At 71.0% G+C, this 24119-nt stretch carries 22 protein-coding genes and 1 pseudogene; 10 read left to right on the top strand and 13 right to left on the bottom strand.

Going from position 1 to position 24119, the window contains the following annotated elements:
• A pseudogene (locus tag ADL29_RS43625) lies at window positions 1-199 on the bottom strand (protein phosphatase 2C domain-containing protein); the annotation flags it as partial.
• Window positions 200-410: 211 nt separating this feature from the next.
• On the opposite strand from ADL29_RS43625, the gene ADL29_RS24740 reads away from it, so the two are divergent.
• Window positions 411-1628 carry an amino acid deaminase/aldolase gene (locus ADL29_RS24740; protein WP_053925775.1) on the top strand — a complete coding sequence of 406 codons (1218 nt, stop codon included), beginning with the start codon at window positions 411-413 and terminating at the stop codon, window positions 1626-1628.
• Window positions 1629-1656: 28 nt separating this feature from the next.
• Here the strand turns inward: ADL29_RS24740 and ADL29_RS24735 are convergent, their stop codons facing one another.
• The 4 genes from ADL29_RS24735 to ADL29_RS24720 all read right to left on the bottom strand — a co-directional run bounded on the left by ADL29_RS24735 (window position 1657) and on the right by ADL29_RS24720 (window position 6580).
• A complete protein-coding gene (locus tag ADL29_RS24735) occupies window positions 1657-2928 on the bottom strand; it encodes an HAD family hydrolase (RefSeq protein ID WP_053925774.1) in 1272 nt (423 codons plus the stop codon).
• 111 nt (window positions 2929-3039) lie between these two features.
• Window positions 3040-3825 (bottom strand): 3-oxoacyl-ACP reductase, encoded by a 786-nt coding sequence (locus tag ADL29_RS24730; protein ID WP_053925773.1) that lies wholly within the window; start codon window positions 3823-3825, stop codon window positions 3040-3042.
• The gene (locus ADL29_RS24725; protein WP_053925772.1) at window positions 3822-5201 is read right to left on the bottom strand and encodes an aldehyde dehydrogenase family protein; all 1380 of its coding nucleotides are present in this window, start codon (window positions 5199-5201) and stop codon (window positions 3822-3824) included. Before ADL29_RS24725 ends, ADL29_RS24730 begins: the two co-directional genes overlap by 4 nt.
• 11 nt (window positions 5202-5212) lie before the next feature.
• Complete coding sequence (locus tag ADL29_RS24720) at window positions 5213-6580, bottom strand: glutamine synthetase family protein (RefSeq protein WP_053925771.1); 1368 nt, start codon at window positions 6578-6580, stop codon at window positions 5213-5215.
• Between the two features lie 73 nt (window positions 6581-6653).
• On the opposite strand from ADL29_RS24720, the gene ADL29_RS24715 reads away from it, so the two are divergent.
• The 3 genes from ADL29_RS24715 (at window position 6654) to ADL29_RS24705 (ending at window position 9840) form a co-directional block, all read left to right on the top strand.
• Window positions 6654-7391, top strand: coding sequence for a FadR/GntR family transcriptional regulator (locus tag ADL29_RS24715; RefSeq protein WP_053925770.1), 738 nt, complete (start codon window positions 6654-6656; stop codon window positions 7389-7391).
• Window positions 7392-7662: 271 nt separating this feature from the next.
• Window positions 7663-9102, top strand: coding sequence for an amino acid permease (locus ADL29_RS24710; RefSeq protein WP_425424273.1), 1440 nt, complete (start codon window positions 7663-7665; stop codon window positions 9100-9102).
• A 39-nt stretch (window positions 9103-9141) separates the two neighbouring features.
• Window positions 9142-9840: a gamma-glutamyl-gamma-aminobutyrate hydrolase family protein gene (locus ADL29_RS24705; RefSeq protein WP_053925769.1), complete on the top strand. Its 699-nt coding sequence runs from the start codon at window positions 9142-9144 to the stop codon at window positions 9838-9840.
• Window positions 9841-9845: 5 nt separating this feature from the next.
• On the opposite strand, the gene ADL29_RS24700 is transcribed toward ADL29_RS24705, so the two are convergent.
• The 3 genes from ADL29_RS24700 to ADL29_RS24690 all read right to left on the bottom strand — a co-directional run bounded on the left by ADL29_RS24700 (window position 9846) and on the right by ADL29_RS24690 (window position 11342).
• The gene (locus ADL29_RS24700) at window positions 9846-10199 is read right to left on the bottom strand and encodes an SH3 domain-containing protein (RefSeq protein WP_053925768.1); all 354 of its coding nucleotides are present in this window, start codon (window positions 10197-10199) and stop codon (window positions 9846-9848) included.
• 231 nt (window positions 10200-10430) lie between these two features.
• Entirely contained in the window at window positions 10431-10712 is a 282-nt protein-coding gene (locus ADL29_RS24695) for a DUF1876 domain-containing protein (RefSeq protein ID WP_046931433.1), read from the bottom strand.
• 75 nt (window positions 10713-10787) lie between these two features.
• Complete coding sequence (locus tag ADL29_RS24690; RefSeq protein WP_046928917.1) at window positions 10788-11342, bottom strand: helix-turn-helix domain-containing protein; 555 nt, start codon at window positions 11340-11342, stop codon at window positions 10788-10790.
• 149 nt (window positions 11343-11491) lie between these two features.
• Here ADL29_RS24690 and ADL29_RS24685 point away from each other — a divergent pair, with 149 nt between their 5' ends.
• Window positions 11492-12637 carry an arylsulfotransferase family protein gene (locus tag ADL29_RS24685; RefSeq protein WP_053925767.1) on the top strand — a complete coding sequence of 382 codons (1146 nt, stop codon included), beginning with the start codon at window positions 11492-11494 and terminating at the stop codon, window positions 12635-12637.
• Between the two features lie 3 nt (window positions 12638-12640).
• Window positions 12641-13987 carry a uracil-xanthine permease family protein gene (locus ADL29_RS24680; protein WP_053925766.1) on the top strand — a complete coding sequence of 449 codons (1347 nt, stop codon included), beginning with the start codon at window positions 12641-12643 and terminating at the stop codon, window positions 13985-13987.
• Here the strand turns inward: ADL29_RS24680 and ADL29_RS24675 are convergent.
• Complete coding sequence (locus tag ADL29_RS24675; RefSeq protein WP_107095071.1) at window positions 13975-14901, bottom strand: LysR family transcriptional regulator; 927 nt, start codon at window positions 14899-14901, stop codon at window positions 13975-13977. The genes ADL29_RS24680 and ADL29_RS24675 overlap by 13 nt on opposite strands.
• A gap of 114 nt (window positions 14902-15015) precedes the next feature.
• Between ADL29_RS24675 and ADL29_RS24670 the strand changes: the two genes are divergently transcribed.
• Entirely contained in the window at window positions 15016-16152 is a 1137-nt protein-coding gene (locus ADL29_RS24670; protein ID WP_053925765.1) for a TDT family transporter, read from the top strand.
• On the opposite strand, the gene ADL29_RS24665 is transcribed toward ADL29_RS24670, so the two are convergent.
• A complete protein-coding gene (locus ADL29_RS24665; RefSeq protein ID WP_053925764.1) occupies window positions 16153-16890 on the bottom strand; it encodes a helical backbone metal receptor in 738 nt (245 codons plus the stop codon).
• Window positions 16891-16936: 46 nt separating this feature from the next.
• On the bottom strand, window positions 16937-17377 hold the full coding sequence (locus tag ADL29_RS24660) for a hypothetical protein (protein WP_053925797.1): 441 nt from the start codon (window positions 17375-17377) through the stop codon (window positions 16937-16939).
• Between the two features lie 449 nt (window positions 17378-17826).
• Here ADL29_RS24660 and ADL29_RS24655 point away from each other — a divergent pair, with 449 nt between their 5' ends.
• Window positions 17827-18795, top strand: coding sequence for an RNA-guided endonuclease InsQ/TnpB family protein (locus ADL29_RS24655; protein WP_425424272.1), 969 nt, complete (start codon window positions 17827-17829; stop codon window positions 18793-18795).
• Window positions 18756-18980: a zinc ribbon domain-containing protein gene (locus ADL29_RS46670; RefSeq protein WP_425424271.1), complete on the top strand. Its 225-nt coding sequence runs from the start codon at window positions 18756-18758 to the stop codon at window positions 18978-18980. The genes ADL29_RS24655 and ADL29_RS46670 overlap by 40 nt, the downstream gene beginning before the upstream one ends.
• Before the next feature lie 208 nt (window positions 18981-19188).
• Here ADL29_RS46670 and ADL29_RS24650 read toward each other — a convergent pair whose 3' ends face one another.
• Window positions 19189-21798 (bottom strand): ABC transporter permease/substrate binding protein, encoded by a 2610-nt coding sequence (locus ADL29_RS24650; RefSeq protein ID WP_053925762.1) that lies wholly within the window; start codon window positions 21796-21798, stop codon window positions 19189-19191.
• Window positions 21791-22927: a quaternary amine ABC transporter ATP-binding protein gene (locus ADL29_RS24645; protein ID WP_046928910.1), complete on the bottom strand. Its 1137-nt coding sequence runs from the start codon at window positions 22925-22927 to the stop codon at window positions 21791-21793. The genes ADL29_RS24650 and ADL29_RS24645 overlap by 8 nt, the downstream gene beginning before the upstream one ends.
• A 236-nt stretch (window positions 22928-23163) precedes the next feature.
• Between ADL29_RS24645 and ADL29_RS24640 the strand changes: the two genes are divergently transcribed.
• The gene (locus ADL29_RS24640) at window positions 23164-24078 is read left to right on the top strand and encodes a 5'-3' exonuclease (protein ID WP_053925761.1); all 915 of its coding nucleotides are present in this window, start codon (window positions 23164-23166) and stop codon (window positions 24076-24078) included.
• Window positions 24079-24119: the final 41 nt, after the last annotated feature.

The following is a 24119-nucleotide window of genomic DNA, read 5'->3' as shown; positions in this document are numbered from 1 at the left end:
GGGCTGTGGGGGGTGCGGCCTGCGGGGGCACCGGGGCGGCGGGGCGGTGCGCGGGCGGCGGCGGGACGGCGGGGGCGGCGGGCACCGGGCGCAGAACCGTGGTCATCGGGTCGTCGTCGGGCATGGCGGGCCGGTGCGGCGGCTGCGGGGGTATGGGAGGGGTGTGCTGCGGACCCGCGCACTCCGCGTCGGTGCTCACCAGCGCTCCCCCTCGCGCCCCGCGCCCGTCCCGATCGGCAATCCGGGCAAGGCGCTTCGTATCCGGACATCGCTCCGCCGACCTGCCGGTCGCGGCGTTCCGACACTGTACGGGCTGGTGCCGCCACCGCTCCAACCCCTGTCCCCTCTGTGTCCGCTCTGTCGCGTTCTCCCCCCTACCCCGTGGTAGCCGCGTCTGGCAGGCTGCGCCCATGTCCCACTACCCCACCGATACATATGGCGACAAAGCCCTGTACGACCGGGCCACGGCGCATCTCGACGCCCCGCTGGCCGTCGTCGATCTGCAGGCCTTCGACGCCAATGCCGACGATCTGGTGCGCCGCGCGCAGGGCAAGCCGGTCCGGGTGGCGAGCAAATCGGTGCGCTGCCGGGCGCTGTTGGAGCGGGTGCTGGCGCGGGACGGTTTCGCGGGGATCATGAGCTTCACGCTGGACGAGTCGCTGTGGCTGGCGCGTTCGGGGTTCCCGGACGTGCTGCTGGCGTATCCGTCTGCGGACCGGGCCGGGTTCGCCGAGCTGACCGCCGATCCGAAGCTGGCGGCGGCGGTGACGGTGATGGTCGACGATCCGGTGCAGCTGGATCTGATCGACGCGGCGCGGCCGGCCGGGGCGCACAGCGGCGAGGAGATACGGGTGTGCCTGGAGCTGGACACCTCGTACCGGCTGGGGAAGGTGCGGGTCGGTGCCCGGCGGTCGCCGCTGCGGGCGCCCGGCCAACTGGGCGCGCTGGCCCGTACGGTGGTGCGCCGCCCGGGGTTCCGGCTGGTGGGGCTGATGGCGTACGAGGGGCATGTGGCGGGCGTCGGCGACGAGGTCGCCGGGAAGCCGGTGTTCTCGGGGGCCGTGCGGGTGATGCAGGCGGCGGCGCGCAAGGAGCTGGCGCGGCGGCGCTGGGAGGCCGTGCGGGCGGTGCGGGCGGTGACGCCGCGGCTGGAGTTCGTCAACGGAGGCGGGACCGGCAGTGTGCAGCACACCGCGGCGGAGGCGGCGGTCACGGAGGTCGCGGCCGGGTCGGGGCTGTACGTGCCGCGGCTGTTCGACAACTTCCGTTCGTTCACCGGGCGTCCGGCGGCGCTGTTCGCCCAGCCGGTGGTGCGGCGGCCGGGGCCGGGCGTCGTCACGGTGCTGGGCGGCGGCTATCCGGCGTCGGGGGTGGCGGGCGCGGACCGGCTGCCGGTGCCGTATCTGCCCGCGGGGCTGCGCTACGACCCGCAGGAGGGGCCCGGCGAGGTGCAGACGCCGCTGCTGGGGGCGGCGGCGGACGGGCTGGCGATCGGCGACAAGGTGTGGTTCCGGCATGCCAAGGCCGGGGAGCTGTGCGAGCGGTTCGCCCAGCTGCAGCTGGTCGACGGGGACCGGGTGGTGGCGACGGTGCCGACGTACCGGGGTGAGGGCCGCACCTTCCTGTGAAAGGGGAGTGCGGTGCGGCCCGTGCCCGTCAGCCGTGGATGCGGTCCTGCTGGTCGGGGATCACCGAGCCGTCGGGTCGGTGGATCGGTGCGAGCTTGCCGTCCGGAAGGACGTAACCCTCGGTCGAGCAGGGGTAGGGGTCGGTCTTCTGCTTCTTCGGCTCGATGAACATCGGGTTGATCAGCCAGCGGTCGTCGCTGTTGTCGTACGCCCGGCACATCAGCTCGGTCTTGTTGCGGTTGATGGCCAGGTGCGCCCCGGTGGCGTCGCCGACGAAGGTCACATCGGTCTCGGCGTCGCCCGCCGCGAACGCGGGGCGGTGCGCCTTGTCCTGCTGCTTCCAGGCGTCGGCGCCCTTGATGCCGTAGATCGCCTTGTTGATCCAGCAGCGCTTGCCGTCCATGTACGTCAGGACCTCGCCGTTGGTGTCCTTGACATCGCCGCAGCCCTCGACGCCGGTGGTGAGCTTGCCGTCGGTGACGATGTTGCGGATGCCGACGACGTGGTCGTTGTTGATGCCCACGCCGGGCGCCCAGGCGCGGACGATCGGCTCGGCGGAGGCGGAGACGATGTAGACGTTGAATCCGGCCTCCTTGAGGGTGCGGATCAGGTCCCGCTGCTGGACGTAGTAGCGGATGTAGCCCGCCATCTTGTGGGTGCCCACGGTCTGTTCGGTGCCGATGGGCGCCTTGAGATTCTCCTCGCGCGCCTGCTTGGCGTACGCGGTCAGCGTGGCGGGCTTGTGCCCGGCGAACAGCTGGGTGATCCAGACGTAGCCCGGGACGGTGCGGCGGTGGTTCCACTCGCCCTCGAACGCGTCCTTGCCGCCGGAGGTCTTGGCGTCCTCGTAGATGTCGAGGATCTCGTCGGTACAGCCGGTGTCCGTGGAGGTGGGCAGCGGACGGCCGACGGGGACGGAGGTGCCGCAGGCCTGGGTGAGCGCGCGGTGGGCGTCATCCGTCATCCACTTGTTGGTGGCCTTCCAGCTCGCCGGGCGCAGCACCTTGTCGTGCCGCAGCATCCAGGCCAGCGTGGCGTCGGAGACGTCGTTCTTGATGACGGTGTTGTCCCAGTCGAAGGTCGCGACCGGACGCGCGCCGTCGGAGCCGGCGCAGACACCGCGCTCGTCGATCATCTTCTGCAGCTTGGCGCGGTTCTCGCCGTACCAGCCCTGGGAGACGTGGAGGGTGGGACAGTGCTGCGGGGCCGGGCTCGCGGTGGCCGTCTGGGCGACCGCGACGCCGCCTCCGGCGACGGCGAGGGCGGCACCTGCTGCCAGCCAGCGACGCTTGTTGCGCATGAACACACTCCTGTCGAACGGGGAATCGAAGGCGGACGCTAACGTATGGCAGCCGGGCGTTGCACGACGCCCGGCTGCCATGGGGGTTGCCCGGAGGTGAACAGCGGGCGGTTACACCGGGGTGACGTACGCGCCCGCGATACCGCCGTCCACCAGGAATTCGGCGGCGTTGACGAACGAGGAGTCGTCGCTGGCGAGGAACGCGACGGCGGACGCGATCTCCTCGGGCTCGGCGAACCGGCCGACGGGGACGTGCACCAGGCGGCGCGCGGCCCGCTCGGGGTCCTTGGCGAACAGCTCCTTCAGGAGCGGGGTGTTGACCGGCCCGGGGCACAGGGCGTTGACCCGGATGCCTTCGCGGGCGAACTGCACGCCCAGTTCGCGGGACATCGACAGCACACCGCCCTTGGACGCGGTGTAGCTGATCTGGGAGGTGGCCGCGCCCATCACCGCCACGAAGGACGCCGTGTTGATGATGGATCCCTTGCCCTGCCGCTGCATGTAGGGCAGCGCGTGCTTGCAGCAGAGGTAGACCGAGGTGAGGTTGACCTCCTGGACCCGCCTCCAGGCGTCGAGGCCGGTGGTGAGGATCGAGTCGTCGTCGGGCGGCGAGATACCGGCGTTGTTGAAGGCGATGTCGACCGAACCGTAGGTGTCGAAGGCGGTCTTGTAGAGCGCCTCGACCTCGTCGGAGTCCGTCACATCGACCTTGACGAAGACGCCGCCGACCTCGTCGGCCGCCTTCTTTCCGGCGGCCTCGTCGATGTCGGCACACACGACGTTGGCGCCCTCGGAGGCCAGGCGACGGGCGGTGGCCAGGCCGATCCCGCTGCCGGCTCCGGTGATCACGGCGGTACGGCCGACGAGGCGGCGGCACACTGCGGTCTGGTCGGTCACTTGGACTCCTCTGTGCTGATGAAGATGTTCTTGGTCTCGGTGAAGGCTTTGAGCGCGTCGGGGCCCAGTTCGCGGCCGAGGCCGGACTGCTTGAACCCGCCGAAGGGGGTCCAGTAGCGCACGCTGCTGTGGGAGTTGACGGAGAGGTTGCCCGCGGCGACGGCGCGCGAGACGCGGATCGCCCGGCCGACGTCGCGGGTCCACAGGGAGCCGGAGAGGCCGTAGTCGGTGGCGTTGGCGAGGCGTACCGCGTCGGCCTCGTCGTCGAAGGGCAGCACGACGGCGACCGGGCCGAAGATCTCCTCGACGGCGCTGCGGTCCCCGGGGCGGCCCTCCAGGACGGTGGCCGGGTACCAGAAGCCCTTGCCGGCCGGGGCCTCGCCGCGGATGGCGGCCGGTGCGTCCTCCGGGACGAAGGACCGTACCCGCTCGCGCTGAGCGGCGGAGATCAGCGGGCCCATCTGTGTGGCGGGGTCGGCCGGGTCGCCGACGGTGAAGGCCTGAACGGCGGGCTCCAGCAGCTCCATGTAGCGGTCGTAGACCGAGCGCTGGACAAGAATACGGCTGCGGGCGCAGCAGTCCTGGCCGGTGTTGTCGAGGAAGGAGCCGGGGGTGGCGGCCGCGGCGGCCTCGAGGTCGGCGTCGGCGAAGATGATGTTGGGGCTCTTGCCGCCGAGTTCCAGGGTGAGCCGTTTGGTCTGCTCGGCGCAGCGGGCGGCGATCCGGCGGCCGGTGGCGGTGGAGCCGGTGAAGACGACCTTGGCGACGCCGGGGTGGTCGACCAGGGCGGTACCGGTGACCGGGCCCTCGCCGGGCAGGACCTGGAAGAGGCCTTCGGGCAGACCGGCCTGCAGCGCCAGTTCGGCGAGTTTGAGGGCGGTGAGCGGGGTGGTCTCGGCGGGCTTGAGGAGGACGGCGTTGCCGGCCGCGAGGGCGGGGGCGGTACCCCAGGCGGCGATCGGCATCGGGAAGTTCCAGGGGGCGATGACGGCGACGACCCCGAGCGGCTCCTGGACGGTGATGTTCAGGCCGCCCGCGACCGGGATCTGAGTGCCCGTCAGGCGCTCCACTCCCCCGGCGGCGTAGTCCAGCAGATCGCGGACGTTGCCCGCCTCCCACTCGGCGTTGCCCAGGGGGTGGCCCGCTTCCTGGAGCTCCAGTTCGGCGAGCGGGGTGATGTGGGCGTCCACGACACCGGCGAAGCGGCGCAGGATGCGGGCGCGGTCGCCGGGGGCCACGGCGGCCCAGGACTCCTGGGCGGCGGCGGCCCGGCGGACGGCGGCGTCGACCTCGGCGGGCGAGGTGGTGGGGACGGTGGCCACCACTTCCTCGGTGGCCGGGTTGAGGATGTTCAGCTCGTGCAGACCATTGGACACGGTCGGGTTCCTTACATGCGCTCGAAGGAGCGGAAGCGCTCCCAGTCCGTGACGGCGGCGTCGTAGGCGTCCTGCTCGACGCGGGCCATGTGGCGGTAGTGCTCGACGACCTCGTCACCGAAGGCGGCGCGGGCGATCGGGCTGCTCTCCCACAGCTCGGCGGCTTCGCGAAGAGTGGTGGGGACGTGCGCGGCGTCACCGGCGTAGGCGTTGCCGGTGGTGGCCTCGGGCAGCTCCAGCTCGTGTTCTATGCCGTACAGCCCGGCCGCGACCATGGCGGCGACCGCGAGGTAGGGGTTCACATCGCCGCCGGGCAGGCGGTTCTCCAGGCGGTGTGCGGGGCCGTGGCCGACGACGCGCAGCGCGCAGGTGCGGTTGTCCGGGCCCCAGGCGACGGCGGTGGGGGCGAAGGAGCCGGGGCGGAAGCGCTTGTAGGAGTTGATGTTGGGCGCGTAGAAGAGCGTGAAGTCGCGCATCGCGGCGATCTGCCCGGCGAGGAAGTGCTGCATGGTCCGGGACATGCCGTACGGGCCGTCGTCATCGGCCATCACCGGCCGCCCCTCCTCGTCCCGCAGGGAGAGGTGGATATGACAGGAGTTGCCCTCGCGCTCGTCGTACTTCGCCATGAAGGTGAGCGCCATGCCCTCCTGGGCGGCGATCTCCTTGGCGCCCGTTTTGTAGATGCTGTGCTGGTCACAGGTGGTGAGCGCGTCGTCGTAGACGAAGACGATCTCGTGCTGGCCGAGGTTGCACTCGCCCTTGGCGGACTCGACGGTCATCCCGGCCGCGCCCATTTCGTTGCGGATCCGGCGCAGTACGGGCTCGACGCGGCCGGTGCCCAGGACGGAGTAGTCGCCGTTCCACTGGTTGGCCGGGGTCATCTGGCGGTAGCCGCGCGACCAGGCGTCCTCGTAGGAGTCCTTGAAGAGCATGAATTCCAGCTCGGTGCCGGCGTAGGCGGTCCAGCCGCGCTCGGCCAGCCGGTCGAGCTGGCGGCGCAGGATCTGCCGGGGCGAGGCGGCGACCGGGGAGCGGTCGTGCCAGGCGAGGTCGGCGGTGATCAGGGCGGTGCCGGCGTTCCAGGGCGTACGCCGCAGGGTGCCGGCGTCGCCGTGCATGGCGAAGTCGCCGTAGCCGCGTTCCCAGGAGGACATTTTGTAGCCGTCGACGGTGTTGAGGTCGACGTCCACGGCGAGGAGGTAGTTGCAGCCCTCCGTGCCGTGCTCGAGGACGGTGTCGAGGAAATAGCGGGCGGCGAACCGCTTGCCCTGGAGCCTGCCTTGCATATCGGTGAAGGCGAGGACGACAGTGTCGATCTCCCCGGTGTCGACGAGGATTCTCAGCTCCTCGACGGAGAGCGGGGGCGTGCGGTCTGCCACGGTGTTGCCTCCTGTCACTGCATCCGGAGGTCATAAGGTAGGCACACGAACCATTGATTGGGAAGGGGTTCCGATGAACGGTGCGGCGGACCGCCTGGCACCGGTGCTGCGGCCGGTGCGGGCGGGCAACGGTTTCGAGGAGGCGCTGGAGCAGATACTCCAGATCGTCCGGCTGGGGCTGGTACCGCAGGGCGAACGGCTGCCCGCCGAGCGGGAGTTGGCGGAGCGGCTGCAGATCAGCCGGGTCACCCTGCGCGACGTACTGAAGGTGCTGCAGGACGAGGGCCTGGTGGAGAGCCGGCGCGGACGCTACGGCGGCACGTTCGTCCGCGTCCGCACGGAGAAGCCGGGCGAGGCGGAGCTGCGCCGCCGGATCGAGAAGACCGACGTCGAGGACACCCTGCGCTTCCGGGAGGTGCTGGAGGTCGGCGCGGCCGGACTGTGTGCGGCCCACGGGCTCACCGACGAGGGGGCGGGGCGGCTGCGGGCGGCCCTGGCGGCGACCCAGGACGCGCCGCTCGCGGAGTACCGCCGGCAGGACACCCTGCTCCATCTCACGCTCGCCGAACTGTCCGGCTCCCCGACACTGGCCGCCCAGTACGCGGCCGTACGGGCGAGCGTGAACGACCTCCTGGACTGCATCCCGCTGCTCGTACGCAATCTGGAGCACTCCCAGACACAGCACGCCGCCCTGGTGGAGGCGGTGCTCGAGGGCGATGCGGACGGTGCGCGCGAGGTGATGCGCGAGCACTGCTGCGGGACCGCGGCCCTGCTGCGCGGCTTCCTTTCGGGCAGCTTGCGGAACCCGTGAGGCTTGCGAAACCCGCCTGTTACGAGATTTTCCCGCCGGGGTCTTGCGCTCGGCCGACCCGGCAGCAAAGGTATCGGCTCATACCTTTATTGCGGGGCTGGTAGCGGTGCATCGACGGCCGTACCCGCCGCGGACTGTCGAGGCCCTCGGAGGCGTGGTGTCCATCAACGAGCACGCAGCGAACCCAGACCAGGAACAACAACCCCCTCAGCTGTCCAGCGACGAACAGCGCCTCCACGAGCTCGGATACGCCCAGGAGCTGGCCCGCTCGATGTCGGCGTTCTCCAATTTCGCCGTCTCGTTCACGATCATCTCGGTCCTCTCCGGCTGTCTGACGCTGTACGGCTTCGGCATGAACACCGGCGGGCCCGCCATGATCACCTGGGGCTGGCCGCTGGTCGGCCTCATGACGCTGTTCGTGGGCATGGCGATGGCCGAGGTCTGTTCCAGCTACCCGACGGCGGGCGGCCTGTACTACTGGGCGGCGAAGCTGGCCCCCTCGCACGGCCCCGCCTGGTCCTGGTTCACCGGCTGGTTCAACTTCCTCGGCCAGGTCGCGGTGACCGCGGGGGTCGACTTCGGCGCCGCGTCCTTCCTGAACGCGCTGCTGGACCTGCAGTTCGGCTTCACCGCCACCCCGGTGCACACGATCCTGCTGTTCGGCATAGTGCTGATGGTCCACGGCCTGCTGAACACCTTGGGCGTGAAGCTGGCCTCCCTCCTCAGCAACGTCAGCGTGTGGTGGCACGTCTTCGGTGTGCTGGTCATCGTGGGCGCCCTGGTCGTGGTGCCCTCGAAGCACCAGTCCGCCTCCTTCGTCTTCACCCACTTCACCAACAACACCGGCTGGCACTCCGGCCTCTACGTCGGACTGCTGGGGCTGCTGCTCGCGCAGTACACCTTCACCGGCTATGACGCCTCGGCGCATATGACCGAGGAGACGCATGACGCGGCCAAGGCGGGTCCCCGCGGCATCGTGATGTCGATCCTGGTCTCCCTGGTCGCCGGATGGGTGCTGCTGGTCGGCATCACCTTCGCCATCCAGAACTACGACGGCGCGCTGGCCAGCAAGACCGGCGTGCCCCCGGCCCAGATCTTCATCGACGCGCTGGGCGCCACCGGCGGCAAGCTGCTCCTCCTGGTCGCCATCGGCGCCCAGTTCTTCTGCGGCATGTCGTCGGTCACCGCCAACTCGCGGATGATCTACGCCTTCTCGCGGGACGGCGCGCTGCCCGGCTCGCAGCTGTGGCACCGCATCAACAAGCGGACCAAGACCCCGACCAACGCGGTGTGGCTGGCCGCCGGCGGCGCCTTCCTGCTGGGCCTGCCGTACCTGTGGAACGCCACGGCGTACGCGGCCGTCACCTCGATCGCCGTGATCGGCCTCTACATCGCCTACGTCCTGCCGGTCATCCTCCGCCTGCTCCAGGGCGACCGCTTCCAGCGCGGGCCCTGGCACCTGGGCCGCTGGAGCAAGCCCGTCGGCATCATCGCCGTCGGCTGGACGCTGGTCATCTCCGTCCTCTTCATGCTCCCGACCACCAGCCCGGTCACGGCGGAGACCTTCAACTACACCCCGCTCGCCGTCCTCTTGGTCCTCGGCTTCGCCGGCACCTGGTGGCTGGTCTCGGCCCGCAAGTGGTTCACCGGCCCCAAGGTCCAGGGCACGGCGGAGGAGCTGGCCGCCATCGAGCACGAACTGGAATTCTGACCGCAGCGCCGGTACGTATCAGCACCCCTCGGAGGATCCGTGTCCCAGCCCCTCATCGGCATCAGCACCTACCAGGAAGAGGCCCGGTGGGGGGTCTGGGCGCTGCCCGCCGCACTGGTGCCCGCCGGGTACCCCCGGCTCGTCCAGCGCTCGGGCGGCCTGCCGGCCCTGCTGCCGCCCGGCGATCCGGACACCGCCGCGGCGACCGTCGCCCGCCTGGACGGTCTGGTGATCGCCGGCGGCGCGGACGTCCAGCCGGCGCGGTACGGGGCGGAGCCGCACCCGCGGACCGGCCCGCCCGCGCTCGACCGGGACGCCTGGGAACTGGCCCTGATCGAGGCCGCGTTGGCGGCCCGGGTACCGCTGCTGGGCATCTGCCGGGGACTGCAGCTGCTGAACGTGGCGCTGGGCGGCACGCTCGTCCAGCACCTCGACGGCCATGCGGGCCCGCCCGGCGTCTTCGACCACCACGAGGTCAAGCCGGCCCCCGGCACCCTGCTGGAGCGCACCCTGCCCGAGCCGGTCTCCGTACCGACGTACCACCACCAGGCGGTGGACCGGCTCGGCAGCGGACTGGTGGCCTCGGCCTACGCGGAGGACGGCACCATCGAGGCACTGGAGCTCCCGGATGCGTACGGCTTCGCCCTGGCCGTGCAGTGGCACCCGGAGGCCGGGGACGACCCGCGGGTCATGGACGCGCTGGTGGCGGCGGCGCGGGGGGCGGCCCCCGGGGCGTGAGGCGGCTAAGACCCCTTCTTGCACGCGGCGGGGATCCAGCCGGTAACACCCCGGTCAGAAGTGATCTTCAGCCAGTCGATACCGACGCGCCCGCAGAAGGTGTACTTCCCGCCCATGGCCTTGCCTTCCAGGCAGGCCGACTCTCCCTGGTCGAACAGCCCGAGCGCGGTGCTGTTCACCTCCCGCTCCACGCGGATCTTCACACTCTCCTTCGCGTACACGTGGAGGCACTGGACCGACGCCGCCCTGGCGGCCGTGTGCGCTGCCTTCGGTGCGTCGGCCGCGGCGACCCCGCTGGTCATGGCGGTGCCGATCAGGGTCGCCGAGGCGATGGCGGGCGCGATGAACGTGAGCCTCATATGTGGTGGTTCCCCCTTGCATGTGGTGTCGAGCGCCTTGGAGCGCACCAACAATTCGCACACGCTAGCGAAATACGCAGGGGGTGATCAAACGGGTTCCCGGTACCCGTGAAAGGAGGTACGCACGGACCGACCGGCCGTCGAGGGGCCGACGTCGGGCATTGCCCGCTCTGCCGCCACCCGCTGCGTGCCCCGCAGCCTCCCGCCGGCCGGTTCCGGTCCGCGCGCCGTTCAGTGCGTCAGCGGATACGACGTCCGGCCGGACGCCGCGTCGATCTCGTCGTGCGCCTTGGTCAGCAGCTTCATCGCCAGCTCATTGAGCGCCCTGGCTCCGGCGACCTCCTCGCCGACCCTCGGCTGGTCCGAATCGGCGGGGTGGCGGCTGGCGTAACCGTGCGAGCGCACCTCCGTCCCGTCCGGGAGCCGCACAAGGGCTGCCGCCCGGGTGCGGTGGTGGTCCTCCTCGAATTCCAGCTCGACATGCCATCCGACAGCGGTCTGCATCCTCACCATGACGATCACCTCCGGAACCGCTGCTACCAGGGTGCGTCAGGTCCCGCATCCGCGCACACCCGGGCGGTCCCGCGGCTACCCCCGGAAGTCGTCCGCCACCCCCACCAGCAGCACCCGGCTCTCCGGTACGAGGGAGCGCCAGCGGTGCGTGACGCCGCCGGAGCAGTAGAAGGTGTCGCCCGGTCCCAGCTGGTGGCGGCTGCCCTCGGCCTCGGCCTCCACACGGCCCTCGATGACGTACATCAACTCGTCGTGGGGATGCCGGAATTCGCGCTGCCAGTCGTGCCGGCCGGTGAACTCCAGGGCGTGCAGCTGCTGCCGGCCGCGGACCAGGGGGCGGACCCGACCCCCGTCGCCGTCCTCGGGGACGGCCGCGGAACCGGCGCGGACCACGTCGACGGTACGGGGGACGTCGGCGGCGGCGAGCAGGCGGACCGCGGTGGTCTCCAGCGCATCGGCGATCTTCTGGAGGGAGCGCATGCTGGGGCGGGCGCGGTCGTTCTCGACCTGGCTGAGGAAGGGGACGGACAGGCCGGTGCGGCGGGCGAGTTCGGCCAGGGTGAGCTCCAGGGCGCGGCGGCGCCTGCGCACTCCGGTCCCTACCCGGGGAGTCTCCGGCGGCTCGCTCATCTCTCGCCCCTTCGCTGTGGCCTTATTGGTGCGTTCACAGTGCTGCAACAAGGCGTCCCTAACGTCTACGCTGTTTGATCCCATCAAACAAAGTTTGACGAGATCTAGTCCGCCCATCGTCGGCATCGCGTTTGACCAGGGGAATCCTCATGACAGCAGTCGATCAAAACACACGCCGCCGCCGCGGCACCGGCCTGATCGCCCTCGACGAACAGGCCGCCCACGACGGCTACACCCTCTACGCCCCGCTGACCGGCGGCGGCGAAGTGCTGCTCATCGATCTGCACGGCACCGTCGCCCACCGCTGGCGGCTTCCGCACCGCCCCGGACGGCACGCCCGCATCCTGCCGAACGGCAACCTCGCCTACAACGCCACCCTTCCGGACCGGAACACGAAAGACGGGCCAGACGGGCCGCGGTTCCCCATGTGGCACAAGTACCGGGGCGGGCTGATGCAGGAGATCGGCCCGGAGGGGCAGGTACTGCGGGAGTTCACCGATCCGCTGCAGCATCACGACGCCCATCACCACGGCGACGGGCGGATCCTCTACACCGCGCTGGAGCCGCTCACCGGCGAGCGGGCGGCGGCCGTCCGCGGCGGGGTGCCCGGCTCGGAGCCGGACGGCGGCACGGTCTGGGCCGACACCATCCGCGAGGTCGACGCGGACGGCCGGCTGCTGTGGTCCTGGCGGGCCGCCGACCACCTCGACCGCGACGAGTACGCCCTGCACCCGGACTACTCCCGGGAGCACTGGCCGCTGATCAACTCCGTCCTCCCGCTCGCCGACGGCACCGTCCTGGCCAGCCTGCGCAGCGTCTCCGCGGTGGTCGTCATCAGCCGCGCGACCGGGGAGATCCTCTGGCGTACGGAGCCCGGTCTGGTCTCCCAGCAGCACCACCCCACCGAGCTGCCCAACGGCAACATCCTCATCTTCGACAACGGCGTCTTCCGCCCCGGCCGGGACGTCCCGTTCTCCCGGGTCATCGAGGTCGAGCGGGCATCGGGGAAGATCGTGTGGGAGTACCACGACCCGGCCCGCGAGGCGTTCTTCGCACCGTTCATGGGCAGCGCCCAGCGGCTGCCCAACGGCAACACCCTGATCACCGACTCCCCCGCCGGGCGGCTCTTCGAGGTGACGGCGGAGGGGCTGCTGTGCTGGGAGTACGTCGTCCCGCAGTTCGGCGGCTACCGGGAGCCCGAGGTGGGCGCGCTCTTCCCGTCCCTCAACAACGCGGTCTTCCGCGCCTACCGCTACGACGCCGGGCAACTGCCCTGGCTGAAGCGGCAGGTGTGAGCGATGACTCCCCCCGTGGACGAGCGGCTTCCGCTGCTGCGTCTGCTTCCGTACGCCGCCCAGCACGTCCTCGCGATGATCGCGGCACCGGTCTCCTCGGTCTTTCTGATCGCGGCCGGACTGCGGCTGTCGCCCGGACGCACCGCGTCCCTGCTCAGCGCCACCCTGGTGCTGTGCGGGGCGGGCGCGCTGCTGCAGTCCTTCGGGGTGCTGCGGACCGGCGCCCGGCTGCCGTTCATGATGCTGCCGGGCGGCGCGGCGGTGGCCATCTTCCTGGAGATCGCCCACACCCACGGCGCGGCCACCGCCTCCGGGTCCGTCCTGCTCGCGGCCGCGCTGCTGCTGGCCGTACTGCCGCTGTACGGGCGGCTCGTACGGTTCTTCCCGCCACTGGTGATGGGCGCGACGGTGCTGGTCATCGGCATCAACATGATCCGTGTCGCGGCGCCGATGGCGGTCGCGGGGCGAGGGACGGCGCTGGTCACCATCGCCGCCACCACCCTGGGTCTCCTGGTGCTGCGGGGTGCCTGGCGCCGGCTGTCGGTGCTGATCGGCATGGCCGTCGGGACGGTCACGGCCGCGCTCACCGGGTCCGTGTTCCCCGCCGTCCCCGGTGACGCGGTGCTGTCGCTGCCGCAGCCGCTCCCGTACGGCGCCCCGCAGTTCGATCTGCTCGCCGCGCTCCCGCTGATGGTCTTCGCGCTCGCCTCGCTGGCCGAGGCGACCGGCCAGACGGTGCTCAACAGCGAGGCGGTGGGCCGCACACCGGACCCGGCGCGCGACGTTCCGCGCACCGCCCGCGCGGACGCGGTCCTCTCGCTGGGCGCCGGCCTGTTCGGCGGCCCGGTGATGGTGACCAGCGCGGAGAACATCGGGATCGTCCAGCTCACCGGCGTCCGCAGCCGGTTCGTCACCGCCGGGGCCGGTGCGCTGCTCGTGCTCGCCGGTCTGCTGGCGCCCGTCACCCGGCTGCTCGCCGCGCTGCCCGCCCCGGTGGTCGGCGGTGCGGCCCTGGTGATCTACGCCGTGATCGCGGCCATGGGCATCGACATCCTCCGGCGCAGCGATCTCACCGGTCGCACCGAGGGCACCGATGGCACCGGCGGCACCGGCGGCACAGGTCCCACCGGCCGCGCCGCCACCACCGTCGTCGCACTCACCCTGCTGGCGGGCCTGCTCCCCATGCTGGCCCCGCAGTTGTACGCGCCGCTGCCCGGCTGGGCCCGCACCCTGTTCGGCAGCGGGGTGCCGGCCGCCGCCCTGACGGCCATCGTGCTGTCGGCGCTCTTCGCACGGTGCGCACCCCGGGCGGAGCGGCAGTCCCGCGAGGCGCGGCCTCACGTCCCCTGAGTGAGTCCCAGCAGCTCCCGGGCCGGGCCGGCCGGCCGCTGACCGGCCGGCCACACGGCCCGCAGATCGCGGCCCAGGCGCAGGTCGCGCACCGGGATCTCCACCAGGCGGCGGGCGGTCAGCTCCTCCCGGACGGCGAGCTCGCTGACCACGGAGGGGGCGGCCTCGCTGACGACGGCGGCCTTCACCGCGGTGGTGGAGGCGAGTTCGAGCAGCGGGTCCGCCAGGCCGCCGTGCCGGGCGAGCGCCGCGTCCAGCACCTGGCGGGTGCCGGAGCCGCGTTCGCGCAGGATCAGCGGGGCGGCGGCCAGTTCGGCGGGGGCCAGCTCCCTACGGCGCCTGGCCCAGCGGTGGGACGGCGCGGCGACCACGATCAGCCGGTCGTGGCCGATCACCGTGCCGTCCAGCCCCGCGGGCACCTCCAGCCCCTCGACGAAACCGAGGTCCGCCTCGCCCGCCAGCAGCCGTTCCGCGACCGCGCGGGAATTGCCCGCGAGCAGCGACACGGCGGTCCCGGGGCGCCGGGCCCGCAGCGCGACCAGCCAGCCGGGCAGCAGATACTCGGCGATGGTCATGCTGGCGGCGACCCTCAGCCGGGAGTCGCGGCGCCCGCGCAGCGCCTGCGCGCCCGCATCGAACGCCTCGGCCGCCTCCACCACCCGCCGCGCCCAGTCCGTGACCAGCACCCCGGCGTCGGTGAGCCGGGAACCGCGCGGCGAGCGCTCCACCAGGGCCACGCCCAGCTGCCGTTCCATCGAGCGGATCCGGCTGCTGGCGGCGGGCTGGGTGATGCCCCGCGCCCGGGCGGCCCGCCCCAGACTGCCGAGCCGGGCGACGGCGAGCAGCAGCTCGAGCGCGGCGAGATCCGGCACCCGGTGCGCGAGAGGCACCACGGGCTCGGTCTCACCGCCCACCACCGTCACCACCCATCACGCCCCCTGAAGACCCTCCTGCACATAACCCCAGCTTATGCCCTCATAGACCCAAGGTCCCTGGTGGGGACGGCTCCGGCGCACGACGCTCACGTCATGACACTTCTCGCGCAAGCACCTTCCCCGGCACCGGCGGCCACCCCGCCCGCCGCGCCCGCCCTCCGGTTTCTCGGCCCGAACTGGTACGCCGCCGTGATGGGCACCGCGATCGTCGCCAACGCCGGTGCCGCCCTGCCGCCCGGCGCACCCGGGCTGCGCGGGGCGTACGGCCTCGTCTGGGCGCTGTCGGCGCTGATGCTGGTGACGCTGCTGGGCGCCCGGACCGCGCACTGGGTCCGGCACGGCGACCACGCCCGGCGGCAGCTGCTGGATCCGGCGGTCGCGCCGTTCTACGGATGTCTGTCGATGGCACTGCTCGCGGTCGGCTCCGGCACGCTGGCGGTCGGCCGGGACATGATCGGCACCACGGCCGCGCTCACCGCCGACACCGTGCTGTGGACCCTGGGTACCCTCATCGGCCTCGCGGCCGCCGCCGTGATCCCGTATCTGATGGTCACCCGGCACCGCCTCGAGCCCGGCAGCGCCTCCCCGGTCTGGATCCTGCCGCTGGTCCCTCCCATGGTCGCCGCGGCGACCGGCCCCGCCCTGGTGGCACATCTGCCCGCCGGCCAGTGGCAGGAGGCGATGCTGCTGGGCTGCTACGCGATGTTCGGGATGTCGCTGCTCGCGACGCTGCTGGTGCTGCCCCTGGTTCTGGCCCGGCTGTTCCACCACGGCCCGCTGCCGCTCGCGCTGACCCCGACGCTGTTCCTGGTCCTCGGCCCCCTGGGCCAGTCCACCACCGCGGTGAACAACCTCGCCGACGCCACCACCGGAGCCGTCGCCGCGCCGTACGCACACGCCCTGAGCGCCTTCGCGGTGCTGTACGGCGTGCCGGTGACGGGCTTTGCGCTCCTCTGGCTCGCGATCGCCACGGCGATGGTGGTGCGGGCGTTCCGGAACGGGATGGGCTTCGCCATGACCTGGTGGGGCTTCACCTTCCCGGTCGGCACCTGCGTCACCGGCGCCGCGGCGCTCGCCCGGCACACCGGGCTCGCCGCGTTCGACTGGCTGGCGGTGTCGCTGTTCGCCGTCCTGGTGACGGCGGTGGCGGTGGCCGGTACGCGCACCGTACTGGGGCTGGCACACGGACGGCTCCTGGCGCCGCCGCACCCGCAGCCCGCGGCGGGGTGATCACCGCGCCGCGGCCAGCGCCGCCGCCAGAACCCCCGGAGCCTCGGCCAACGACGGCCCGTACCAGGTGAGATGGCGGCCGCTGACCAGCGCGGCGGGCAGCCCCGGGAACGCCTCCGGCCCGTCCTCGGCGGTGAAGCGGTAGGGCTCGTCGAGCAGCACGACCAGGTCGGCGCCGCGGGCGTTGAGCTCGTCGAGGGGGATCCGCGGGTAGCGGTCGGCGTGCCCGGCGCAGAGGTTGCGGACGCCGAGCCGGGCGAGCAGATCACCGGCGAAGGTGTCCCGCCCCAGCACCATCCACGGCCGCCGCCAGACGGGCACCACCGCGGTCAGCTCCGCGGGCGCGGCGGGCAGGTCCCGCCAGGCGGCCGCGGCGGCGTCCAGCCATTCGGGCCGGGGCAGTCCGCAGCCGGACACCAGCACCCGGTCCAGCTCGCGCAGCGCCTGGTCGAGCGTACGCACCTCGGTGACCAGGACATTCAGCCCGGCGGCCCGCAGCGCGCCGAGGTCCTGGGGGCGGTTCTCCTCCTCGTTGGCGAGGACGAGATCGGGCTCCAGGGCGACGATCTTCGCGGTGTCCGGGTTCTTGGTACCGCCGATGCGGGCGGCCCCGAGCCCGGCGGGATGACTGCACCAGTCGGTCACCCCCACCAGCAGCCCCGGCCCGCCGGCCGCCACCGCCTCCGTGAGGGACGGCACCAGGGACACCACACGCCGCACGGAGCTGCCTCGGATCATCCCTCCACCGTACGCCGGTGAACCCGGCGCACCGTCAACCCGCCGCTCATGTACGCGGGTTGGCGGTGCGCCGGAGCAGATGGGCCGCACCGGCGGCCAGCGCCAGCAGGACCAGGCCCCCGGCCGCCTGACTGGCGTTGACGCCTTCGGCGCGGCCGTCCCGTACGGTCACGGTCTCGGTGAACCGCTCGCCGCCGGACCCCCCGCAGTCGATGGTGACCCGGTAGTGGCCGGGCGTCGCGCTCCGGGCGACCGTGGTGTCGGCGGCCATGCCGCGGGTGGCCGCCGGCTCGAGGACCACGGACCCGAACAGCGTCGAGGCCGCCGTGGCACCCCGGTCCGTTGCACACCGTCTGCCGTCGCTGACGTTCACCCGCTGCCCGGCCGCCATCGGATCGGGTTCGACCCGCGCCGACGCGGCGGGCGCGGCGAGCCCCACGACGGCGGCGCCGGTCACGGCGACGGCTGCCACACGGACACGGTTCACGGTCGCCTCCTCCTGCACCGGCCGCGGCTCCGGCTGCCGCGCGGGATGACCGGCACAAGGGGAGCGAATCACCGCCCCGCGCGCGTCGCGACGCGGGCGCGGCCGGTAGGTGGAGCCGATACTCCATCAGGGCGGCCGCGGGCTATCAGGAAACAATCGCAGTGCGCCTGCTTGAGCCGGGTCGTGAAGCGACTCCGAGAAGGGCTCTCACCCGTTGCTTCGGGGCGGACGATGTTGCTGCGGGATGCGCTGGTGGACGATCGGTCGCGGGGCTGTACCTAAGGAACCGGCGAACGGGCGGGAGATTCACGAGTAGGCACACATGACTCTTCCCCATGCTTCACCTGGGCATTGATCATCACGTGGTGACGGCGTCTCGTCATAAAAGTCATCATTGAAGGCGGTAGGCGCCACGTATCTGTCATTTCTGGTCTCCGAGCCTGCGGCCAATGCGAACGGTCGTGCTCATGCAGCTTCGTTACTCCTTCCGCATCGAGCCGGGCCCTGGGCAGCGTCTCGCGTTGAACCGGGCCTTCGGTTGTGCGCGGGTGGTGTTCAACGGCTGCCTGCTTGCGCGGCGAGCCGCGCACGCGGCGGGTCTGCCGTATCCGAAGTCGGCGGAACTGTCGAGGCGGTTCATCACCGAGGCGAAGAAGACACCCGAGCGGGCGTGGCTGGGTGAGGTGTCCGCCGTGGTGCTGCAGCAGGCCCTGCGGGACCTGGACGCCGCGTACGCCAACTTCTTCGCAAGCCTCAAGGGCACCCGCAAGGGGGCGAAGGTAGGTGAGCCGCGCATGAGGTCGAAGCGGGACAGTCGTCAGGCCGTCCGGTTCACTGCCAACGCCCGCTGGTCGATCACTGCGGACGGGAAGCTGCACCTGCCGAAGATCGGTCCGGTGCAGGTGCGTTGGTCAAGGTCCCTGCCGTCGGTGCCGTCCACGGTGACCGTGATCAAGGATGCGGCAGGCCGGTACTTCGCGAGCTTCGTGGTGGAGACCGACCCGGCGGACGAGATCCTGCCCCCGCTCGATACCGACCAGGGCATCGACCTGGGACTCTCCCACTTCGCCGTGATGGCGGACGGCTCCCGGGTCAGGTCACCGCGTTTCCTGCGCAGGGCGGAGAAAAAACTCCGCCGTGAGCAGCGCCGCCTGTCCCGCAAAGCGAAAGGGTCGAGGAATCGTGACCGGCAGCGGGTCAAGGTCGCCAGGGCGCACGCCAGGGTGGCGGATGCGCGTAAGGACTTCCATCACCAGCTGTCCACGAAGCTGATTCGCGAGAACCAAGCCATCAGCGTGGAGGGCCTGAGTGTGAAGGGCCTCGCCCGCACCCGCTCGCCAAATCCGTCCACGACGCCGGGTGGTCGGCGTTCGTGGACATGCTGGAGTACAAAGCCGCACGGTACGGCCGAACGCTGACGAGAGTGGACCGGGCGTTCCCGTCCTCCCAGGTGTGCTCTGCCTGCGGGCACCGTGACGGGCCCAAACCCTTGCACGTCCGCGTGTGGACCTGCGGCCGGTGCGGTACCCGCCACGACCGCGACTGGAATGCGGGAGTGAACATCAAGCACGAAGGCCGCCGCATACGAGCGGCGGCCTCCTAGAGACAGCACCATCCACCCCCGGGCCGGGGGCCCCGCACCGGTAACGGCGCGGGTAAAAGCCTGCGGAGCGCACGTAAGACCAGGATCCGTCCCGGCAGAGCGCACAACCCCCACCCCCAGGTGGGAAGGAACCAGGAACCCGACTCAAGGCGGACCGTCACCACGGACGCCAGGGAGAGAATCCCCCACCTTCATCTGGGGGAGGAGGTCAATTCACCGGCGCCATCTTGTCGACGATCCCCGGGTGGTCAGCGATCCACTTGTCCACGCCCTTGTTCTCGTGGCCCTTGCCGGCGTCCTGGATGTCCTGTTCCAGGCTGCCGAGCTCCTCGGGCGTCATCTTCCAGTTCCTGAGCCAGCCGGCGAACTCCGGGAACTTCTTGGCGAAGCTCTTGTGGGCCAGCGTCTTGATCTGGTTGTTGGCGCCCCAGGTGCCCTTGGGGTCCTTCAGCTTGGTCAGGTCGTACTTGCTGTACGCCCAGTGCGGCGACCACAGGACGACCGCGATGGGCTCCTTCTTGGCGTAGGCCCGGTCCAGCTCGGCGAGCATGGCGCTGGTGCCGGCCTCGGTGACCTGGAAGTCCTTCAGCCCGTAGGCGGGCTGGACCTCGTCGTGCAGGCGCTTCATCTCGCCGGTGCCCGGCTCGATGCCGATGATCTTGCCCTTGAACAGGTCCTTGTGGGTGCGCAGATCGTCGAGGGTCTTGACGCCCTTGACGTAGGACGGGACCGCGATCTCCAGGGACGTCTTGTCGTACCAGGCGCCCAGGTCGTCGAGATCCTTCCGGTATTTGTCCCAGTACTGCTTCTGCGCGACCGGCAGCCAGCCGTCGGTCTCGACGTCGATCTGCCCGGTGGACAGGCCCGTCCACATCGGCCCGATATCCAGGTTGCGGATGTCCGGCCGGTAGCCGCGCTTCTCGAGGACGTTCTTCCACAGGTAGGTGGTGGCGATGCCCTCGTCCCACGCGGGGTAGCCGATGTTCGGCGTCTTGCCCGCGTCCTTGCCCTTGGCGTACGCGGCGTGCGCGGACGGGGCGAGCTTGTCGACCAGACCCGGGTTCTTCTTGAGCCAGGTGCGGACGCCGTCCTGCTCATGGCCCACACCGGCGGTCGTGACGTCGTTCTCCAGGCTGGTGAGCTGCTTCTCGTCCAGGTGGAACTTCTTCATCCACCCGGCGACCTGCGGCTCGTCCTTGGCGAAGCCCTTGCGGCCCAGCAGGTGCAGGCTGTCACCGGAGCCGAAGGAGCCCTTGGGGTCCTTCAGCTTGGTCAGGTCGTACTTGTTGTACGCCCAGTGCGGGGACCACAGGGTGACCGCGATCGGCTTCCTGGCGTGGATCGAGCGGTCCAGCTCGGTGAGCATCGAGGAGGTGCTGGACTCCTGCACCTTGTACTCGCCGCCGAGGCCGTAGTCCTTGAGGACCTTGTCCTTGAGGATGCTCATCTCGCCGGCGCCCGGCTCGATACCGGTGATCTTGCCGCCGAACTCGCCGGCCCTGCCCTTGAGGTCGTCGAGGGTCTTGATGTCCTTCATGTAGGACGGTACCGCGATCTCCAGGGACGTCTTGTCGTACCAGGCGCCCAGGTCCTCGAGCTTGTCCTGGTACTTCTTCCAGTACGCGGCGTGCGTGGTCGGCAGCCAGGCGTTGGTCTGAACGTCGATGTCCCCGCGGGCCTGCCCGGCGAACAGCGGACCGGCCTCCAGCGCCTGCACCTTGGGCCGGTAGCCGCGCTGTTCGAGGATTTCCTTCCACAGGAAGGTGGTGGCCTTGCCCTCGTCCCAGTTGACGTAGCCGAGGCTGACGGGGCGGCCGTTGCCGTCGGTGGTGCCGCCCGCGCCGCCGTCCTTCTTGCCGAGGACGTTCATCCCGCCGGCGAGCAGCGCCAGCACGACGACGCCGGCCATGGCGACGGAGGTGGCGGGCTTCCACTGCAGGAACTTCGCACCGCCGAGCGCGGCCTGTGCCTTGGCCAGGGCGCGGCGGCCGAGCGGGGAGACCCGCTGGTTGAGCGCGCCGGTCATCCGGTCCAGGTACATGGCGAGGATGACGACCGCGAGGCCGGCCTCGGAGCCCAGCGCCACGTCGACGGAGCTGATGGAGTTGTAGACGGAACCGCCCAGACCGCCGCCGCCGACCATGCCGGCGATGACGACCATGGACAGCGCCAGCATGATGACCTGGTTGACACCGGCCATGATCGTGGGCAGCGCCAGCGGCAGCTGGACGCGGAAGAGGGTGCGGCGCGGGTGCGTACCGAACGCCTCGGCCGCCTCGACCAGTTCCTCGTCGACCTGCCGGATGCCCAGCTCGGTCATGCGGACCGCGGGCGGCATGGAGAAGACGATGGTCGACACGATGCCGGGGACGACGCCGAGGCCGAAGAAGAGGATGCCGGGGATCAGATAGACCATCGCGGGCATCGTCTGCATCAGGTCGAGCACCGGGCGCAGCGCGCTGCCGACGGCGCGGCTGCGGGCCGCCAGGATGCCCAGCGGGATGGCGACCGCGATCGTGATGAGGCAGGCCACCAGTACCAGGGACAGCGACGAGACGGTCTCGTTCCACTGCTCGATGGAGTCGATCAGTGCGAAGCCGAGGAAGGTGAGCAGTGCGGCGGGCAGTCCGCGCAGCCACCAGGCGATCACCGCGAGAATGCCCGCGAGGAGGAGCGGTGCGGGCGCGGCGAGAACGGTGTGGATCGCGTCGTACAGGGTGTTCAGTACGTGCGTGATCAGGTCGAAGAGCCAGTTGAGGTGGTCGCGCAGCCAGTCGACGCCGTGGCTGACCCAGCTGCCGATCGGGATCCTAGGCACCGGCGATCACCTTGCCCTTCGCGGCCGTTGCCGGGGCGGCGGCCTCGGCCGCCGGCTCCGGACGGCCGGGTTCACCGAGGACGGCGAGCAGCTTGGCGACCGGTACGGCGCCGACCAGCTCGCCCTGCGCGTCGGTCACGGCGACCGGAACGGTGCTGGTCGAGCAGGGGACGAACAGCTCGGCGAGGGGCGTGTCGACGCCCACGGTGGCGGGCGCGGCGGCGCGGAACTCCGCGGCGGTGCCGAGCTTGGTGCCCTTGTCGGTGGTCGAGCCGAGCACGGTGCCGACCTCGTCCATGACCGCTCCGGCGGTGAGCACCTTCGTGCGATCGACGTCCTGGATGAAGGACGCGACATAGTCGTTGGCGGGGCGGACGAGGATGTCCTCGGCGCTGCCGGTCTGGACGATCCGGCCGTCGCGCATGACGGCGATCTTGTCGCCGAGCCGCATGGCCTCGTTCAGATCGTGGGTGATGAAGACGATGGTCTTCTTCAGCGTCTTCTGCAGTTCCAGCAGCTGGTCCTGCATATCGCGGCGGATCAGCGGGTCGAGCGCGCTGAAGGACTCGTCCATCAGCAGCAGATCGGCGTCGGTGGCCAGCGCACGGGCCAGGCCCACGCGCTGCTGCATACCGCCGGAAAGCTCGTCCGGCCAGGACTTCTCCCAGCCCTCGAGCCCGGTCAGCGCGAGCGCCTCGGTGGCGCGCCGCTCGCGCTCGGCGCGCGGTACGCCCTGCACCTCGAGCCCGTAGGCGGCGTTCTCCAGCACGCTGCGGTGCGGGAAGAGCGCGAAGTGCTGGAAGACCATGGAGATCTTCTCGGAGCGGACCCTGCGCAGCTCCTTGCCGCTGAGCGAGGTCAGGTCCTGGCCGTCGAACCGGACGGTACCGGCGGTCGGTTCCAGCAGCCCGTTGAGCATGCGCAGCAGCGTGGACTTACCGGATCCGGACAGACCCATGACGACGAATATCTGGCCCTCGTCCACCTCGATCGAGGCATCGATCACCGCGGCGGTGGTGCCGTCGGCCCGCAGTTCCGTGCGGTCGGCGCCGCCTTGGAGCTGACGGACCGCGTCCTCGGGTCGTCTGCCGAACACCTTGTACAGGTGCTCGGCCTGCAGCCTGGACACATATACCTCTCTTGTCGCACGAGAAACGACCTGCCACCCCCGCCGGCAGGTCGTGGAGCGGGACGGGTTCGGCCCGTCGTCACCGACCGGAATCCGGAATTGTTCATTCCGCGACCGGGTCCACTCCGGGTGCGCGCCTGCCCGTCTTTATGCGGCGCAAACAAGACGGTGCGCCAGATCACATCCGCGTCACGTTTGGGGCATACGGCATCATGCGGGGTGTGACTCGACGCCTGATGCTCCTCGACACCGCTTCTCTCTACTTCCGCGCCTATTTCGGGGTACCGGAATCGGTCAAATCCCCGGACGGCATTCCGGTCAATGCGGTACGCGGCCTGCTGGACTTCATCGCCCGGCTCGTCCAGGACCACCACCCCGACGATCTGGTGGCCTGTATGGACTTCGACTGGCGCCCGCAGTGGCGGGTCGACCTGATCCCCTCGTACAAGGCCCACCGGGTCGCCGAGGAGGCCCCGGCCGGGTCCGCGGAGCCCGACGAGGAGGAGATCCCCGACACCCTCTCCCCGCAGGTACCGGTCATCGAGGAGGTCCTGGACGCGCTGGGCATCGCCCGGATCGGCGCCGCGGGCTACGAGGCCGACGACATCATCGGCACGCTGACCGCACGGGCGACGGGCCCGGTCGACATCGTCACCGGCGACCGGGACCTCTTCCAGCTGATCGACGACGACCGCGGTATCCGGATCCTCTATCCCCTCAAGGGCGTCGGCACCCTCCAGATCACCGACGGGACGCTGCTGCGCGAGAAGTACGGTGTGGACGGCTCCGGCTACGCCGATCTGGCGCTGCTGCGCGGCGACCCGAGCGACGGCCTGCCCGGCGTGCCGGGCATCGGGGAGAAGACCGCCGCCAAGCTGCTGGACGCGTACGGCGATCTGGCGGGCATCATGGCCGCCGCCGACGACCCGGCGTCGAAGCTGACCCCGGCCCAGCGCAAGCGCCTGACGGAGGCGCGCCCGTATGTCGAGGTCGCACCCAAGGTCGTACGGGTCGCCACCGACGTACCGGTCCCCGACGCCGACCACGCCCTCCCGGCCGGACCGGCCGACCCGGAGCGGCTGGAAGCGCTCGCGGGCCGGTGGGGCTTGGGCGGATCTTTGCAACGGCTGCTCGCCACTCTCCCCCGGTAACCTGTTAGGTTAGGCATGCCTAAGAGGCGGCGTGCAGGTGG

This window comes from Streptomyces chattanoogensis, from assembly GCF_001294335.1.
GTDB lineage: Bacteria > Actinomycetota > Actinomycetes > Streptomycetales > Streptomycetaceae > Streptomyces > Streptomyces chattanoogensis.
The sequence above is the reverse complement of the archived record's forward strand: the minus strand, read 5'-3'. Positions and strand labels throughout refer to the sequence as shown.

Coding starts and splice junctions, on each gene's coding strand:
- ADL29_RS24740 (WP_053925775.1), top strand. CDS start 411: ATGTCCCACTACCCCACCGATACATATGGCGACAAAGCCCTGTACGAC.
- ADL29_RS24735 (WP_053925774.1), bottom strand. CDS start 2,928: ATGCGCAACAAGCGTCGCTGGCTGGCAGCAGGTGCCGCCCTCGCCGTC.
- ADL29_RS24715 (WP_053925770.1), top strand. CDS start 6,654: ATGAACGGTGCGGCGGACCGCCTGGCACCGGTGCTGCGGCCGGTGCGG.
- ADL29_RS24710 (WP_425424273.1), top strand. CDS start 7,663: ATGTCGGCGTTCTCCAATTTCGCCGTCTCGTTCACGATCATCTCGGTC.
- ADL29_RS24700 (WP_053925768.1), bottom strand. CDS start 10,199: ATGAGGCTCACGTTCATCGCGCCCGCCATCGCCTCGGCGACCCTGATC.
- ADL29_RS24695 (WP_046931433.1), bottom strand. CDS start 10,712: ATGGTGAGGATGCAGACCGCTGTCGGATGGCATGTCGAGCTGGAATTC.
- ADL29_RS24690 (WP_046928917.1), bottom strand. CDS start 11,342: ATGAGCGAGCCGCCGGAGACTCCCCGGGTAGGGACCGGAGTGCGCAGG.
- ADL29_RS24685 (WP_053925767.1), top strand. CDS start 11,492: ATGACAGCAGTCGATCAAAACACACGCCGCCGCCGCGGCACCGGCCTG.
- ADL29_RS24680 (WP_053925766.1), top strand. CDS start 12,641: ATGACTCCCCCCGTGGACGAGCGGCTTCCGCTGCTGCGTCTGCTTCCG.
- ADL29_RS24670 (WP_053925765.1), top strand. CDS start 15,016: ATGACACTTCTCGCGCAAGCACCTTCCCCGGCACCGGCGGCCACCCCG.
- ADL29_RS24665 (WP_053925764.1), bottom strand. CDS start 16,890: ATGATCCGAGGCAGCTCCGTGCGGCGTGTGGTGTCCCTGGTGCCGTCC.
- ADL29_RS24655 (WP_425424272.1), top strand. CDS start 17,827: ATGCGAACGGTCGTGCTCATGCAGCTTCGTTACTCCTTCCGCATCGAG.
- ADL29_RS46670 (WP_425424271.1), top strand. CDS start 18,756: ATGCTGGAGTACAAAGCCGCACGGTACGGCCGAACGCTGACGAGAGTG.
- ADL29_RS24640 (WP_053925761.1), top strand. CDS start 23,164: ATGCTCCTCGACACCGCTTCTCTCTACTTCCGCGCCTATTTCGGGGTA.